This window comes from Marinomonas transparens, from assembly GCF_016463975.1.
GTDB lineage: Bacteria > Pseudomonadota > Gammaproteobacteria > Pseudomonadales > Marinomonadaceae > Marinomonas > Marinomonas transparens.
Map to the genome: position 1 here is coordinate 1 of NZ_JAEMNX010000028.1, position 16,118 is coordinate 16,118.

Sequence of the window (16,118 nt, forward strand, 5' to 3'; positions counted from 1 at the left end):
CTGATTATCTATTTTAAAGAGCGTTGCCGTTACACTTAAGCAGCCATCCTCTACTAGAGAGCGAAGCCCTGTCCGTGTCAGCGAGGGCATATAATACCTTCTAGATTTCTTAGCGCAAGGATTTTTTACTTTTAAATGAAGGTTTTTTCAAGAAAGAAAATTGGTCTAAGCGCAAAACCAATAAAGGCACCAAAAATACGCTAAACCACATGGCAATAGTGATATCACTTTTCACTTGCCACCAAAGATGTGCAATCACGGCTAGAGCGGCAAAATAGACAAACCTATGCACGGGCTTCCAGTTCCGCCCCAATCGCTTCATCATTTTCTTCGTACTAGTAACCGCCAACACCAGCAAGATCAAAAGCGCAAGCACACCAGCATAAATATAAGGCTTCTCAACGAGGTCAGAGCTAATCCAGGACCAACTCAGTCCAGCGAATAACACCAGATAAATAAACAAATGAAGAAATGCGTATAAACAAGCCGTCAAGCCAACAAATCGACGATACCGAGAAATAAAACGCAGGGGCTTTAATTTAGTAAGTGGGGTAAGCATTAAAACCATCACAATCGATACACTCGCCCAAATACCACTGACATTCATTAAAGGTTTTCCAGGATCCGGAAAATAACGCCCAGAAAACAAAGAGAACACCATCCATATAAAGGGAAATGCAAATAAGAGCAAAATATACGGCTTTTCTTTTCTGTCCCAAAAAGTCTTCAAGTTAATAAAACCTCTTTAGATCCATGCCTGAGTATAAGCTCGCCACTTCTTCATAGCCGTTGAACATTTTGGTTTCAATGACATTAGGAAAAAGCAAACCACCGGGTAAACGACGCTCTTGTTTTTGCGTCCATCGCGGGTGATCGACATTAGGATTAACATTGGCATAAAAACCATATTCACTAGGCGCCAACGTACTCCAAGTTGTTTTTGGCATAGCCTCTAAAAAGTGAATTTTTACAATAGACTTTATACTTTTAAAACCGTATTTCCATGGCACAACTAGCCTCACAGGAGCACCGTTTTGGTTAGCCAAAACACTGCCATACATGCCAACGGTAAACATAGCCAAAGGGTGCATTGCCTCATCAATACGCAACGCTTCCCGATAGGGCCAATCAATTGAACCACCCTTTTGCCCTGGCATTTGCTCTGGGTCATAAAGCGTTTCAAAATAAACATATTTTGCTTTTGAAGTAGGCTCAAAACGTTTTAAAACATCCGCTAAAGAAACCCCCACCCAAGGAATTACCATGGACCATGCTTCGACACAGCGATGGCGATAAATTCGCTCCTCTAATGCAGACGTTTTAATAATGTCATCCAGATCAAACACCCCCGTTTTAGCAGCCTCCCCTTCTACTGTAATTGTCCATGGGGTTGTTTTAAGCTGCGAAGCACGATCTTTAGGGTCACCTTTCCCATAACCAAACTCATAGAAGTTATTATAAGAAGCAGCCACATCATAGGGTGCCGCTTTTTCATCCGCTCCATAGGAGGTTTCTATGATGTTTTGATAGGCAGAAACCAGCCCCAATGGTGGACTAAGGGGGTTACCTCCCTGAAGTGCCGCTGACGCATTCCCTATCACGCCCACACCAAGCGCCCCCCCTCCCATCACCTTCATAAGCTGACGACGGTTAAGATAAATTGACTCATCAGTAACTTCTGACTCAGAGCAATCAGAATATTTTTTATTGCGAATAAGCATAATGCGCCTCCTAAGCGTTTCAGTTAGGACAAACTCACACCATACAAGTTCCATTAAAAAGCCCCTCTTACTTTCACAAGAAGGGCTTTTTTATTACTAAAGTGTATTAGCGAAAACGCTTAAAGGCGATCCCAAGTACCCCCCATACCCCATACAAACAAAAGACACTCATTAATAGCAAAGCAGGTTCTAGAGCAATAAACACCAAAACTAATACGGCGATAAGAAGCACAACAAAAGGCACTCTCCCCTTTAAATTAAGATCCTTGAAGCTACGATATTTCACGTTACTTACCATCAACAATCCGACAATAGGTACAAGTAACATCATCATCGTCGCCATACTTTCGCCAGACAACCCCTTTTCATTTGCCGCCCAAATGACACCAGCAACAATCGCTGCGGCAGCTGGGCTCGGCAAACCAGTAAAATAACGCTTATCTTCAACCCCAATCATGGTATTAAAACGCGCCAAACGAAGCGCTGCACCTACCGCATAAATAAACGCCGCAATCCAACCGACTTTGCCCAGTGGCGCTAAAGACCAGGTAAATACCACCAAAGCAGGAGCAATACCAAATGACACCATATCGGCAAGGGAGTCATACTCAGCACCAAAAGCACTTTCCGTACGGGTCAAACGCGCAACACGACCATCAAGACCATCAAAAACCATCGAAATAAAGATGGCCATCGCCGCATAAGTATAATGCCCATTCATCGCCGCGATAATGGAATAAAAACCCGAAAACAAAGCGGCCGTAGTGAACAAGTTAGGTAATAAATAGACTTCTCGTCTCGGCTGTTTTTTTTCATTTTCACCACATTTTTTTTCTTCAACATCATCGACACTGATTGTTTCAACTTCGTCTATAGGCATATCTACAGCCTTTTCATCATTAGGTTTCATTATCACAACTTCGCGAAGGAACGCTTCGCGGCCTCAATGGTAAAGTCGATATCTTCTTCTGTGTGAGCCTGAGAAATAAACCCTGCCTCGAAGGCAGCGGGAGCAAAGTATATCCCCTCCGCTAACATATGATGAAAAAAGGCCTTGAATTGCGCAAGGTCGCAACGCTGCATTTCAGAAAAACTGGTTACCGCTTCTGCATTAGTAAAAAAGAACCCAAACATTCCACCTTCATTCACCACACAAAATGGAACCCCCACTTCATCAGCAGCTTTCTTCAACCCAGTCACTAAGCGCTCAGCCTTAGCACCTAATACTTTATGGAAGTCAGGTTCGCTGATTTTATTTAGCACTGCCAACCCAGCAACCATAGCAACAGGGTTTCCAGACAAGGTTCCCGCTTGATACACAGGCCCTAATGGAGAAATGCATTCCATAATGGCACGTTTACCGCCAAACGCTCCCACTGGCATGCCAGCCCCAATCACCTTACCAAGGGTCGTCATATCCGGCACTATACTATAACGCTCTTGAGCCCCACCTAATGCCACACGAAAGCCCGTCATAACTTCATCGAAAATCAATACAGCGCCAGACTCGTCACACACCTGCCGCAAGCTTTCTAGAAAACCAGCAACAGGTGGAATACAGTTCATATTACCGGCAATGGGCTCAACAATAATACAAGCGATCTGATCACCTATTTCAGCAAAACACCGTATTACTTCATCAATATCATTATATTGCAAAGTAATCGTATGCTGTGCTAAATCACTAGGTACACCTGGAGAGCTTGGTACCCCTAAGGTTAAAGCGCCAGAGCCTGCTTTAACCAATAAGGAATCTGAATGACCATGATAGCAACCTTCAAACTTCACGATTTTATCTCGCCCGGTGTAACCCCGCGCTAAGCGAATCGCACTCATAGTTGCTTCGGTGCCAGAGTTCACCATGCGCACCATATCCATTGAAGGGACAAGCTCACATACTTTTTCCGCCATGGTAATCTCGACTTCCGTTGGCGCACCAAAACTCAGACCGTAATCGAGCTGCTTGCGCACCGCATCTAAAACATCTGGATGAGAATGACCAAGAATCATAGGCCCCCATGATCCCACGTAGTCTATATAACGATTCTTGTCCTCATCATAGATATAAGCACCGCTACCCTGTTGAAAGAAAAGAGGCGTACCGCCAACACCATTAAAAGCTCTAACCGGGGAGTTTACGCCACCAGGAATTCGATGTTGTGCTCGGGCATATAGATCTTCTGAACGACTCATACTTTAAAAATGTCCCATTAATTATCAATAAAATCGTTTTCTTTTAGAGCAATAATCAACTCTTCATAAAACGAACAAAATGCTATTAAATCTAATTTAATCTATTTCAACTGTCTCGCAATAAAAACTCATCAAGCCGACGTCGCGTCACTATGTACAAAGATGACGTATTAGACAAAGCCACTAAAACCTCAGCTCGATTTGTCTGTTGAAACCAATTTAAAACCTCTTCAAGAGAAGCTGGCTCATCAATTAAAGGCAACGCAGCAGGGCTAACGGCTTCGACCAAATCCATACAAAGCGCATCTTGACTAAATCGCATCCAAGCTTGAGGACCAAATTCTGCCTGTTTCAGAGCCTCTAATACCACCATCCTTTTAACAAAATACCATTCACCTGCACCATCAAAAACCACATATTCTAGCATACTCGAAGCTAAGCCTTTTACCTGCTTAATGGGAACAAGCATAGGTAGGATTAAAACCTCATCCAATATCGGCTTAACCTTATGGTGCCTCAGCTGACGCTGGAAAGGGCTTATCGTTGAAGACACTCCCGCAAACCTCAAACGCTCAACAAAAATGGAGTCCTGCCCCAAAAGCGTACGTATAAACAAACAAGCCACAACAATCACAAAAAGCGCAGGTACAATCACTTCAGACGAATGAGTCATCTCAATAATGGCAACTAAAGCCGTTAATGGCGCTTGAAAACATGCCGCCATCATTGCTGCCATGCCTAATAAAGCAAACAGAGCAATTTCCCCTCCCCCAGAAAGACCTGTATCAAAAGAAAGAGCAATCTGAACCCCTGCTAGCCCACCAATAATAAAAGTCGGCCCTATCATTCCACCTGGAATACCCAAGCCGATAGTCAATGCTGTTAACACTGTTTTTGCGACAATCAACAAGAGAAGCGAGTAAACCACAACATCCCCTGACAAAAGCCCCTCCAAAGAATCGTACCCACTGCCTAACGCCTCAGGCAAATAAATTGCTGCCAGAGAAGTAGCGAGTGCCACAACCAAAAAGCGCAACCAAACAGACTGCACATTGTAACGCCACAAACGTTTCTGGATACGGAAAAATAACGAAGCAAGGAAGACAACAAAAAGAGCTAAACAAAAACAGGTAAAAAACAAGTCTGGTGTAAAATTCACAACCACTAGGTCACTCACACCAAAAAAATTTAAGGGCCCGAGTGCATAATCACTGATTAACATAGCAATCACAGAGGATAATAAAATCGGTAAAACATAGCGCAAGCGGTATTCCAAAAAAATCACTTCAAAAGCAAATAAAACACCCGCCAATGGCGTTTGAAAGCCAGCAGAAATAGCCCCAGCAACCCCACAGGCTAACAAGGTTTCAACACCGTACTGTGGCAACTTCGCTTTTTGAGCCAAATAGCTCCCTAATGTTGCCCCAAGATGTGCTGCGGGCCCTTCTTTACCAATAGACAGGCCACCAGCTAACCCAATAACAGCAGAAACAAATTGCACTAACGCGTTAGATAATGAAAGAAGCCCTTGGTGATGATTTAAACGCTCAATGATATAGGGAACACCAACTTTTAATATTCGATTAGGCAAAGTACTAAACATTAGCGCCAACATTGCGCAAGACACCCAAACAAAAGCAACACGATCTAGTACAGGAAGCGATTCAAAACCATCATAATCCCCCGCCATAAAATATTCAGCTGGTAGATAAATCAATGTATAAAATAACACCATCACCAATCCACTCAATACGCCACATAAGCTACCGAATACAGATAAGACAAGTAGGTCATTATTAAGCTGAGCTTTCCCAAGATACTTTTCCTTAAACTTTATCCCTATCAAACTACACCTCATTCTTAGGAGTCATAATTCCGTTTAGTTTTCATCAAACAGAAAGCCAACCATTGATTCTTTAAACAATACCTACCAACGGTCCAATCGTTTAGCAAGGCACATATGCGTCACAACTTTATGAAGATTAGGCCAGCCTTCCATTTTTTCACGTATTTCATTCAACCTATCCATTGATGGCGTTTGCACTAACAGCATTAAATCAAGATCACCACTGATAGAGTGGGCCAACTTGATTTCAGGAATTTCTCCAATCAATGGTAAAACCAATTCACAAGATAGAGGACGAAAAGTCAAAGCTATATAAGCCGTCACCCCTTCTTCTTTCGAAATATGGGCATGGTATCCAGTAATATGCCCTTGTTCTTCCATACGCTTAATACGATCTGTAACAGCGGAACGAGACAAACTTACTTTACGTCCAATTTCAGAGACAGACTGCCGAGCATCTTCCACTAATAACGCCAAAATATGTTGATCAAATCGATCCAAGACCATGTTTTCTTCCTAACTCTACTAATCTTCCGACAATGTGACGGTTAAAGCCACAAAGTGCAGCTAAAACTCCACACTTTGCCCAGCGCTATATTGTGCAATCCATTTTATCCTGTGCTGTCTGATTTAACAGACTTTTTATTAGAATAGGAAAGAGGAAATACAAACATGCAATACCAACGTTCATTAGGCCCACTACAAGGCATCGCCATGACCGTCACCACTTTTGTTGGTACTGGGCTTATGGTGTTACCTGCCATGTCTGTTGCTCAAGCAGGGTCTTTTGCTTTTTTCGCTTGGCTAATTACTGCCGTTGCGATATTACCTATCGCTTTTGTGTTTGCCCTAATGGGTAGCCGCTTCCCTTCCGCAGGAGGAGCCTCCCACTATATTGGCCAAGTCTTTGGAACGCGCATAGAAAGAGCGGTCGGTTGGTTATTTCTGAGCATCCTGCTAGTCGGCCCTGCGGTTGCCATTAAAGTTGCCGCTGCCTATTTGGCTATTCTATTAGATATGAATGAAGGGAGTATCTTTGCCTTAAGCCTTGTCACTCTGCTCGGCATGCTCCTCTTTTCTATCGCTGGCCTGAAAAATTCAGCGCGATTTCAAACTCTAGTCGTACTACTGCTTATTGCTGCCGTCATCTTTCTCGCGTTCGTTGGCGATATAACGTCCGCTATCAGCATTACCGAAGTACCAAGTAATTGGTCCGAATTTCATCCAACACTACTTGCTACAGGCACTATTTTTTGGTGTTTTCTAGGCATTGAAGTAATGGCCCATATGGGTAATGAGTTTAAAAACCCTGCTAGAGATTTCCCTATCGCTTTACTTGGCGGTATTGGAATCGTTGTCGCTCTCTACTTAACCCTCGTCTTGCTGATTGCTTACCACCATACTTTTGGCGATGAAATCACCAACAGCCAATCACTCGCGCTACTGATTGGAAAGTTACTAGGAGACGAATACAAACAGGTCTTTTCACTTGGTGCCTACATCATTGCCTTTGCGAATGTTGGTGTCTATATACTAGGCTTTACTCGAATGGTGCAATCTCTTGCAGCACAAAAAGCCCTGCCCCATTACTTTGCTAAATTAAACCATAAAGGCACGCCTATCAGGGCCGTCAGTTTAGTGGGCATTATCTGCGTCCTATCTTTAGCGGTCGCCGAGCACTCTAACTTAACCATGAATTGGTTTATCGAAATGACCAATGGCTCATTTTTACTCATTTATTTACTAACCTGCTTTACCGCTATCAGACTATTTAAGAAGCAAGAACGCTGGTTAGCTTGCATCGCCAGCTTAAGCTGCCTCTTAATGGTAAGCTTCATTGGCCAAAACATGCTATTTGCAGGTTTTATGCTCTCATTAGCCATCCTATGGGAATTCTATAAAGGCTATAAAAGCCACACAAAAGAAATTCATGTACAATGACGGCATCTAATACACTCTCAAAAGGCGATAAAGCCTCAAGAATATCAGGAGATGAACTATGCCATTACTAGACAGCTTTCGCGTAGACCATACACGTATGCAAGCTCCAGCCGTACGAGTAGCAAAGTCCATGGCAACGCCAAAGGGCGATACCATTACCGTTTTTGACCTTCGTTTCTGCATTCCTAATGAAGAAATTTTATCTGAGCGTGGCATTCACACGTTAGAGCATTTATTCGCAGGCTTTATGCGCGACCACCTTAATGGCAATGGCGTAGAAATTATCGATTTGTCTCCAATGGGTTGTCGTACCGGTTTTTACATGAGCCTAATAGGCACCCCCACTGAAGACAAGGTTGCTAGTTCTTGGAAAGCAGCCATGGAAGACGTACTTAAAGTAAAGTCTAAAGGGGATATTCCAGAACTAAACGAGTATCAATGCGGCACATACGAGATGCACTCCCTAGAAGAGGCTCAGCAAATTGCCAGCATGATTCTGGAACGTGATGTGAAGGTAAACAGCAACGAAGAACTTTACCTAAGCGAAGAGTTCCTTAAAGAACACAGCTAACCACATCACTTAAAACAAATAAAAGGGTGACTAGTAATAAACTAGTCACCCTTTTATATTTTCTATTATGAAACAGACGTTAGCTTCTACTAGAAGAAGCCAATAACATACTCGCCAAAACAAACAAGCTTCCCATTCCTTTGTTTAACCTCAACATTCCTTTGTGACTCTTTATGAAACGACGAATCTGCTTGCCGCTGACGGCATAAATATAAGCCGCTAAAAACTCACAAAAAATGAAAGTAACCCCAATCACTAAAAACTGTGGAGCAACAGGCATACTCAAGTCTAACAACTGTGGAAAGATGGCGGTAAAAATCAAAATGGCCTTAGGATTACTGATCGCAATCAAAAATTCTTGTCGAATTCGTGCATAATGACTCACAAATGATACGACTGTACTATCCGCCTGTTCATCTAGGCCAATAGCAGCACTCCGCCATGTTTTGATACCAATATAAAGCAGATAAACTACCCCCAACCACTTCACCACACCGAACCAAAAAACAGATGAAACAATAACGGCACCAAGCCCCAGCGCTGACACCAACATTAAAATAGCAAAGGCAATATTTCGCCCCAACGATGCAACCACAGCTCCTACAGGGCCTACCTGCATACCGTTATATATGGCTGTAAAGTTGTTTGGCCCTGGTGACAAAGCCAACAACATTAAAAAAGGCGCAGTAACCAACCAAAGCTGCCAATTCATTGCATTATCTCCTGATTCAAACCCATGATTTATAAAATGAAGTGTATGGTGAATTTTTCTTTTATTTCAAAAGTAAAAGACCAAAACAACCCTATTTATGAACTGTAGCCACGCTACAATCCCCAGTAAAATACCCACCAACAATAAACCTCTTTAAGGAAGCTGTCATGTCTATTTCACACCTTTTACTCTGGCTTACTGCCGCTATTTGGGGGTTCGCCTTTGTCGCCCAAAGTGCAGGAATGGATAGTCTTGGCCCCCATAGCTTTAACGCTGCCCGTTTTTTATTAGCAACACTATCACTACTGCCTTTATTACTAATTTTTAAAGTCCGTAAAGCTCAAAATAAACGCCTACTTTGGCTCGGTGGTTTGGCCGCTGGTTGCTGCCTTTTTCTTGGTTTTACTTTCCAACAAATGGGCTTGCAATACACTACCGCAGGCAATGCAGGTTTTATCACCAGCATGTATATTGTTTTTGTACCAATCTTAGGGCTTTTACTCGGTCATAAAACAGAAAAGAGCACATGGCTTGGAGTCGGGTTTGCACTAGTGGGTCTATATTGCTTAACAATCGGCCCGAACCTTTCCATCAATAAAGGCGATGCAATGCAACTGATAGGCACTCTATTTTGGACAGGCCATGTATTGGTTATTGGCTATTTATCTAGGCATGTGGCGGCAATCCCCCTTTCTATTGTGCAATTTTCAGTAGCAACGATTCTCGCCACCATTACAGCTTTCACAATAGAAACTCCCACATTAGAAAACATTCAATTAGCTTGGTGGCCCCTTATTTATACCGGAATTGCTGCTTCAGGTATTGCTTGCACGCTGCAAACCTTAGGACAAAGGCGCGTATCCCCTAGCATTAGCGCTTTAATTCTATCTTCAGAAGCGATATTTGCGGCCCTAGGTGGCTGGCTATTAATAGATGAAAACCTATCCAGCCGAGCCTTACTTGGGTGCAGCCTTATTATGACAGGCATGATCATTAGCCAATGGCCCCGTCAGCCTAAGCCTGTTTTAGAAAAAACAGAAGCTCTCATAAATTAAAACAATCAATCTTCTTTGGCGATATTAGATGGCATGACTCTTTTTATCGGAGTGGACATAATCATCATGGTATTGGTATCGCTTAAGTCAATTAAACGCTCCAACAACTCATCTAGTTTAGACATAGATTTCACCCCAACTTTTAATACAAAAGCATATGGTCCCGTCACGTTATAGCACTCCACCACTTCATCTAACGTCATTATCAAAGCTTTAAAAACTCGCTCCTTGGTGCGATAAACCTGACATTCCACCAGAGCAGTAATGGGAATCCCTGCTTTCTCTAAATTTAACTCTGCACGGTAACCGGTAATAACGCCAAGCTCTTCCAATTTACGCACCCGCTCGGCCACCGCTGGAGCAGACAAATGCACTAATTTACCTAAATCCGAAAAAGACATACGAGCATTTTCCTCAAGCGCTCTTAATAATTTCCAGTTGATAGCATCCATCAAAAATACGCCTTCTATTCCTCACCTAGTTAATAACAAAAATGCCGCTAAGATAATCTATCTTAGCGGCATTTTTCTAACACTCTGCACTCAATATCGCTTAGATACTAAGCACTTTTTCGCCACGGGCAATACCAGAAACACCAGTACGAACCACCTCAAGAAGGTGAGCCCCACCCAATGCTTGTAGGAAGCCATCTAATTTATCTGACTCGCCAACAATCTGAACCGTATAAATAGACGGTGTCATATCGACGATGTTGCCACGAAAAATATCAACCGTACGCTTCACTTCAGCACGCTGAGCGCCCGTTGCACGAACTTTCACCAACATAAGCTCGCGTTCTATATGTTGACCTTCTGTTAGATCAACCAGCTTTACCACATCAATTAACTTGTTCAGCTGTTTGGTAATTTGCTCTACGACTTGGTCAGAGCCAAAGGTGGTCAAAGTAAGGCGAGATAACGTTGGATCATCTGTCGCCGCTACGTTTAATGATTCAATATTAAAGTTTCGCTGGGAAAACAAACCAACCACACGAGACAAAGCACCGGGCTCATTTTCCATTAACACAGAAATAATATGTCGCATAATTAGGTTCGCTCCGTCTTGCTCAAGAACATATCGCGCATAGAGCCACGAGGCACTTGCATTGGATAAACGTGTTCTTCTGGATCCACATAGCAATTAATGAAGACCAATTGATCTGTCATTGCAAAAGCTTCTTCCATCTTGGCATCAAGTTCATCTTTACTACGAATTTCAACGTAACTATGACGATAAGCGTCCATTAATACTTTGAAATCGGGTAATGAATCCATGTAGGAGCTTGAGTAACGTCCCTCATAATTCATATCTTGCCATTGTCGAACCATGCCTAAATAGCCATTATTCAAGCACAAGATCTTAACTGGCAAACCATACTGTAGACAGGTAGAAAGCTCTTGAATATTCATTTGAATACTGCCTTCACCGGTAATACAAACCACCGTTTCTTCTGGGAAGTTCATTTTTACCCCCATCGCGGCAGGCAAACCGAACCCCATCGTTCCTAAGCCACCAGAGTTAACCCAACGATTTGGTTTATCAAATTTGTAATACTGTGCAGCAAACATCTGGTGCTGACCTACATCAGAAGCCACATAGGCATCACCTTTCGTGGCACGCCAACAAGCCTCAACAGCCGCTTGAGGCTTGATTTTTTCGCCACTAGTATCATAACGACCACCGTGAACAGCACGCCATTCATTGATCTGTTTCCACCAGCCAATCAATGCTTCTTCATTGGCTTTTTGCCCCTCAATCAAAGCATTCATTTCTTCTAATACTTGGCTAACAGGACCAACAATAGGCACATCTGCTCGAATCGTTTTAGAAATCGCTGCGGGGTCGATATCAATATGAATGATTTTGGCACCCGGACAAAATTGATCAGGGTCATTGGTCACACGGTCATCAAAGCGCGCACCAACCGCCAAGATCACATCACTGTGATGCATGGTCATATTTGCTTCATAGCTACCATGCATACCTAGCATGCCGACAAACTGCTTATCTGTACCAGGGTAACCGCCCAAGCCCATCAAGGTATTGGTAACAGGCACATTCAAGGACTTAGCAAGATTGACTAGCAGCTCAGATGCGCCACCCATAATCACACCACCACCAGCGTAAATAATAGGACGCTTAGCGGCCAACAATAAATCAATAGCCTTCTTAATTTGACCACTATGCCCCTTGGTTGGAGGAGTATAAGAACGTAAAGAAACTGACTCAGGGTATTTATACTCGAATTTAGAACCGGGCATGGTCATGTCTTTTGGCACATCTATTACAACAGGCCCAGGACGACCTGAACTTGCAATGTGATAAGCCTTTTTCATAATCATAGGTATTTCAGAAGGATGTTTAACCGTAAAACTATGCTTAACAATAGGGCGAGAGACACCAATCATATCCGTTTCTTGGAAAGCATCTTCACCAATCAGATAACTCATTACCTGACCACAGATAATGACCATCGGAATGGAGTCCATGTAAGCCGTCGCGATACCTGTCACTGTATTGGTTGCACCTGGACCAGACGTCACTAACACGGTGCCAGCTTTACCTGTTGCGCGCGCATAGCCATCAGCCATATGCGTCGCCGCCTGTTCATGCCTAACTAGAATATGTTTTACATCAGATTGACGATGCAAAGCATCGTAAATATGAAGTGCAGCACCACCTGGGTAACCATAAATATATTCAACTCCCTCATCTTTGAGGAATCGGGCGATCATCTCACCACCGGATAATAACTCCACCTTAATGACCTCTATAGAATTCATCTGTCTGCTAGTTTAGTGCGCCTATTGTAACCGCATAAGACAAGCAGATTAAAGTTGATAGAACGAAGTTTGCTAAACTAATGAGGTAACTTGAAAATAAGGAACACTCAAACGCAATAAGTCGCAGTTTTTACACTGCCCGCGTCTTTTCGCGAGGGGAAGTACAAACAGGCAAACATTACGCCACATTATGTACTTGTGCTTATCAGAATACATCTGATGACGGGGCTGGTGTCCCGTAAGGAAGTCATCGACATGGTATTGTCGAAATAAGAGATCATTTTGTCGATAAGTACGAAATTTGTCAATATAAAAGCTACCAAAACACGGATAAAACTTGCCCTAGGCTACACTTCATGATGTTATAGCCGAATAATCAAACTAGGAGTTTTAAGATGGCCAATGAGCTCAATCAACAACGTATTATTGATGAATTTTTGCGCTGTTTTCGTAAAATGTTGATGGATCCAGAACTCGCTGGAGAACTAGTACGCATCGCCAAAGAAAACATTAACGAGCCAAACGCTTATGAACGCATCGCTGAAGAAGTATCCAATCAGACAACACTAAAAATCCCTGAAAATCACACAGAAGCGGACCGCATGTTTGTTAAGCTATTAATGAATGTAGTCAAAGGCGACTCTCTTCTTTATTAACTCTAATGCTAGCTAGGTTAATGACCCATCATTTTCCTAGCAGCACAAAACACGTCGGTACTTCCTTTGCTCCCCTCGTCGCTAGCCTCACCAGATAATTTAAGCAAACTCGCGGATGAGATTAAGTCGTGGGCACTAGACTTTGGTTTTGCAGAAGCCAGAATTGTAGAACCTGATTTAGAGCAATATCGAAGTGATTTTAATCAGTGGCTAGATAAAAACTACCACGCCGGCATGGACTACCTTGCTAACCATAGCGACCTAAGATTCCAACCAGAAAATCTTCACCCTGGCACTCGTCGTGTCATTTCCCTGCGAATGCATTATTTACCTCAATCAGTAGAAACCGTTGAGCGCCTAAAAACCAAACACAAGGCTTATATCGCACGATATGCTCTGGGCAGAGATTACCACAAACTCATCCGCAAACGACTGACTCAACTCGCAAAAAAGATTGAACTCAATGTAGGCGACCATGGTTATCGTGCCTTTGTGGATAGCGCCCCAATTTTAGAGAGGCAAGTCGCCGAACAAGCAGGTATGGGCTGGATAGGTAAAAACACTCTACTACTGACCCCGAAAGCCGGTAGCTGGTTTTTATTAGGAGAAATATTTACTAACTTACCCCTTCCAGTTGATGAACCCACTTCAACTCGACATTGTGGTAGCTGCGACGCATGCTTAACTCAGTGCCCTACTGATGCTTTTGTTGAGCCTTGGGTGCTTGATGCCGGAAAATGTATTTCCTACTTAACCATTGAGCACAAAGGCCCCATTCCGGAAGAGTTACGCAGTAAAATGGGCAATCGAATATTTGGCTGTGATGATTGCCAATTAGTTTGCCCTTGGACAAAGTTCGCTAAACACACACAAGAAGAAGATTTCCAGCCTAGACATAACCTAGACTCAGCAGATCTCATCGACCTTTTTGAGTGGGATGAAGAAACTTTTTTAAAAAATACGGAAGGCTCACCAATTCGAAGAACAGGCTATGAAAACTGGCGCAGAAATATTGCTGTCGCTCTAGGAAATGCGCCTACTAACAAGTTAACCATAGGCACTTTAAAAAACGCCCTTAACTCATCTTCAGAGCTAGTCAAAGAACATATCGTTTGGGCATTACAACAACACCAAACAAAAAACATTTAATTTATTATTATGAAAGACCTTTTTCTTTATCAACGATACCTGATAAAGGCAATTGCTCCTGTGTAGCATTAACGGCCATGATGACCCGATTCCGACCATTGTCTTTCGCTCCATAAAGAGCGGCATCCGCTCTTTTTAACAACTGTTCACCACTTTCTTCGGCCAATAGCTGAGCAACGCCAATACTCATGGTGATCCGAATATGTTGCTCTTCAAACTCAGCATTTTGCATCGCAAGCCTAAGCTTTTCTGCTACTTTCTGAGCCATCAAACTATCAAAATAAGGTAAAAGAACAGCAAACTCCTCTCCCCCCCAGCGAGCAACCACACCATCATCGGCCAAAATTTTTGATAAAAGCTGTGCCGCATGCTTCAAAACATGATCACCAACCTGATGACCAAATTTATCATTCACTAGTTTAAAGTCATCCAAATCAACCAACAAAAGAGTCAAAGGCATCTGTCTTTTATGCGCTATATCGACATGTTCACGGAATAACAGATCAAATCGAGTACGATTATAAACTTGTGTTAATGAATCCGTATTAGCAAGTGTCGAAAGCTTCTGATTCAACTGTAGAAGGGCGTCATTCTTATCTTCCAAGCTCGTCGTCTTCTCTCTAATTCTTGATTCTAACCCCTGATTTAACTCAGCTAACTCCCGGCGGGAAAACACCAAACTGCTTACCATTCGGTTAATCCCATCTAATAGTTTTTGATATTCAATAAAGCGAGAAAGACGTGAATCTCCTTGCAAGGGGCTGGGGTTAGACAAGTTCAAATTATCTAATTCAAACATAATATTCCCCATGGAGCTTTGCACCAACTTAACGACTAAATGACGCAACAACAGCCACAGCAAGGCGACTTGTAAGAACAACACACTCAAGTAAATAAACAACCTATTGTAAAAAGCTGTTCGCAGCGCTAGATCAGATATATATAAAACAAGCTGAGATTGGCCTCTATCTGCCAAGATTAGGACACTTCGGGTATAATCTGCCGACGAAAAGTCTTGATGACGCACTAAAACAGAAGAGGAGTTAGGAGACGGCTGATATTCAAACCCTAATACTGAATCGCCTAAAATGCCACTATTTAAGGCTTTGGTAAACAAAGTAGTTAAAATGTTTTTATTGACGTCAGCATCAGAATAACTTTGAACCCCTTCCATCAAAAATGAGGCTGCTCTGTCTATCGCCTGATTTTGACTCTTCTTCAAGTCTTGATAGGAAGTAGCCAACATAATACCAGAGAAAAAAACGGCGGTGATAAAATAGCAGCCCAACATTTTATAAAGGGCAAAGCTCACTATACTTTGTTGTTTGTTCACGATATGGCCCCGTTAATTAAAATAAAAGACCATAACCTTAATGTTTTACGTTATGAATCTGGGGATACTCTCTCATCTCCAATCGCTACACTCGAAATAACGGAGAAATACCTTCTTGTTATCGCCATCTTTTTCAAAACCTTTAACAGGAGAATTAC

General features: G+C 42.6%; 16 protein-coding genes. 5 read left to right on the top strand and 11 right to left on the bottom strand.

Annotation, left to right across the window (positions count from 1 at the left end; translation table 11 throughout):
* Nucleotides 1-109: 109 nt before the first annotated feature.
* The 6 genes from msrQ to I8J31_RS18270 form a co-directional block, all read right to left on the bottom strand.
* Nucleotides 110-661, bottom strand: a complete 552-nt coding sequence (msrQ, locus tag I8J31_RS18245) for a protein-methionine-sulfoxide reductase heme-binding subunit MsrQ (protein WP_199470062.1) — start codon at nucleotides 659-661, stop codon at nucleotides 110-112.
* A 70-nt stretch (nucleotides 662-731) separates the two neighbouring features.
* A complete protein-coding gene (msrP, locus tag I8J31_RS18250; protein ID WP_199470018.1) occupies nucleotides 732-1,721 on the bottom strand; it encodes a protein-methionine-sulfoxide reductase catalytic subunit MsrP in 990 nt (329 codons plus the stop codon).
* Between the two features lie 106 nt (nucleotides 1,722-1,827).
* On the bottom strand, nucleotides 1,828-2,601 hold the full coding sequence (pssA, locus tag I8J31_RS18255) for a CDP-diacylglycerol--serine O-phosphatidyltransferase (RefSeq protein WP_199470019.1): 774 nt from the start codon (nucleotides 2,599-2,601) through the stop codon (nucleotides 1,828-1,830).
* 32 nt (nucleotides 2,602-2,633) lie between these two features.
* Nucleotides 2,634-3,914, bottom strand: coding sequence for a glutamate-1-semialdehyde 2,1-aminomutase (hemL, locus tag I8J31_RS18260; protein WP_199470020.1), 1,281 nt, complete (start codon nucleotides 3,912-3,914; stop codon nucleotides 2,634-2,636).
* Between the two features lie 106 nt (nucleotides 3,915-4,020).
* Nucleotides 4,021-5,760 carry a chloride channel protein gene (locus tag I8J31_RS18265; RefSeq protein WP_233402897.1) on the bottom strand — a complete coding sequence of 580 codons (1,740 nt, stop codon included), beginning with the start codon at nucleotides 5,758-5,760 and terminating at the stop codon, nucleotides 4,021-4,023.
* 81 nt (nucleotides 5,761-5,841) lie between these two features.
* Nucleotides 5,842-6,267, bottom strand: coding sequence for an Lrp/AsnC family transcriptional regulator (locus I8J31_RS18270; RefSeq protein ID WP_199470022.1), 426 nt, complete (start codon nucleotides 6,265-6,267; stop codon nucleotides 5,842-5,844).
* Between the two features lie 165 nt (nucleotides 6,268-6,432).
* On the opposite strand from I8J31_RS18270, the gene yjeH reads away from it, so the two are divergent.
* Nucleotides 6,433-7,701, top strand: a complete 1,269-nt coding sequence (gene yjeH, locus I8J31_RS18275) for an L-methionine/branched-chain amino acid transporter (RefSeq protein ID WP_199470023.1) — start codon at nucleotides 6,433-6,435, stop codon at nucleotides 7,699-7,701.
* 58 nt (nucleotides 7,702-7,759) lie between these two features.
* The gene (luxS, locus tag I8J31_RS18280) at nucleotides 7,760-8,272 is read left to right on the top strand and encodes an S-ribosylhomocysteine lyase (RefSeq protein ID WP_199470024.1); all 513 of its coding nucleotides are present in this window, start codon (nucleotides 7,760-7,762) and stop codon (nucleotides 8,270-8,272) included.
* 79 nt (nucleotides 8,273-8,351) lie between these two features.
* Here luxS and I8J31_RS18285 read toward each other — a convergent pair whose 3' ends face one another.
* Nucleotides 8,352-8,984: a LysE family translocator gene (locus tag I8J31_RS18285; RefSeq protein WP_199470025.1), complete on the bottom strand. Its 633-nt coding sequence runs from the start codon at nucleotides 8,982-8,984 to the stop codon at nucleotides 8,352-8,354.
* 167 nt (nucleotides 8,985-9,151) lie between these two features.
* Here I8J31_RS18285 and I8J31_RS18290 point away from each other — a divergent pair, with 167 nt between their 5' ends.
* The gene (locus I8J31_RS18290; RefSeq protein ID WP_199470026.1) at nucleotides 9,152-10,039 is read left to right on the top strand and encodes a DMT family transporter; all 888 of its coding nucleotides are present in this window, start codon (nucleotides 9,152-9,154) and stop codon (nucleotides 10,037-10,039) included.
* A 5-nt stretch (nucleotides 10,040-10,044) separates the two neighbouring features.
* Here I8J31_RS18290 and I8J31_RS18295 read toward each other — a convergent pair whose 3' ends face one another.
* The 3 genes from I8J31_RS18295 to I8J31_RS18305 all read right to left on the bottom strand — a co-directional run bounded on the left by I8J31_RS18295 (nucleotide 10,045) and on the right by I8J31_RS18305 (nucleotide 12,798).
* Complete coding sequence (locus I8J31_RS18295; RefSeq protein WP_199470027.1) at nucleotides 10,045-10,491, bottom strand: Lrp/AsnC family transcriptional regulator; 447 nt, start codon at nucleotides 10,489-10,491, stop codon at nucleotides 10,045-10,047.
* A 100-nt stretch (nucleotides 10,492-10,591) separates the two neighbouring features.
* Entirely contained in the window at nucleotides 10,592-11,083 is a 492-nt protein-coding gene (gene ilvN, locus I8J31_RS18300) for an acetolactate synthase small subunit (protein ID WP_199470028.1), read from the bottom strand.
* 2 nt (nucleotides 11,084-11,085) lie between these two features.
* The gene (locus I8J31_RS18305; RefSeq protein WP_199470063.1) at nucleotides 11,086-12,798 is read right to left on the bottom strand and encodes an acetolactate synthase 3 large subunit; all 1,713 of its coding nucleotides are present in this window, start codon (nucleotides 12,796-12,798) and stop codon (nucleotides 11,086-11,088) included.
* A gap of 419 nt (nucleotides 12,799-13,217) precedes the next feature.
* Between I8J31_RS18305 and I8J31_RS18310 the strand changes: the two genes are divergently transcribed.
* Together I8J31_RS18310 and queG are read left to right on the top strand one after the other, a co-directional pair.
* Entirely contained in the window at nucleotides 13,218-13,478 is a 261-nt protein-coding gene (locus I8J31_RS18310; RefSeq protein ID WP_199470029.1) for a hypothetical protein, read from the top strand.
* 66 nt (nucleotides 13,479-13,544) lie between these two features.
* Nucleotides 13,545-14,627, top strand: coding sequence for a tRNA epoxyqueuosine(34) reductase QueG (gene queG / locus I8J31_RS18315; RefSeq protein WP_199470030.1), 1,083 nt, complete (start codon nucleotides 13,545-13,547; stop codon nucleotides 14,625-14,627).
* Between the two features lie 7 nt (nucleotides 14,628-14,634).
* Here queG and I8J31_RS21150 read toward each other — a convergent pair whose 3' ends face one another.
* Complete coding sequence (locus I8J31_RS21150; RefSeq protein ID WP_199470031.1) at nucleotides 14,635-15,960, bottom strand: GGDEF domain-containing protein; 1,326 nt, start codon at nucleotides 15,958-15,960, stop codon at nucleotides 14,635-14,637.
* Nucleotides 15,961-16,118 lie beyond the last annotated feature (158 nt).